Genomic DNA, 515 nt, shown 5'->3' with positions numbered 1-515 from the left:
GCCTGGCTGCTGAACCGGGCCAAGCTGCGCCGACTCGAAGAAGCTCAACAACTCCGCAAACAGATCGCCCACGACCTCCACGATGAAGTGGGCAGCACCCTCTCCAGCATCTCCATGCTCAGCGGACACACCCACGAGCTGCTCCGCCAGAACCGACCCGAATCAGCCCAGAAAATGGTCCACAAAATCTACGCCGATGCCCGACACATCCTCGAAGCCATCGATGAGATCATCTGGACCATCAACCCTGGCAACGACTCCCTGCAACGCATCGCGCTTCGTTTGCAGGAGTATGCCCAGCCCCTGATGGAGTCCAAGCAGATTCAGTTCTCCTTCCAGATTGATGCTGCTCTGGAGGAGATGCCCATCTCCATGGAGGTACGTCGGAGCTTATATCTGATTGGCAAGGAAGCCATCAACAACCTGGTGAAGTATTCTCACGCTAGTAAAGCGACCGTAAAGTTTGAGCGCAAGGAGAAGCACTTGCAAGTGCTGATTGAAGACAACGGTCGAGG

1 protein-coding gene is annotated in these 515 nt (G+C 55.5%); it reads left to right on the top strand.

Going from position 1 to position 515, the window contains the following annotated elements; genetic code table 11:
• Positions 1–515 (top strand): sensor histidine kinase (locus ACYVE4_RS34070; protein ID WP_461044898.1); only part of this gene is annotated, 515 nt, incomplete at both ends.

The sequence above is a fragment of the Spirosoma harenae genome (assembly GCF_054776975.1).
Note: the sequence above shows the minus strand (reverse complement) of the source record. Positions and strands in the feature narration are given on the sequence as shown.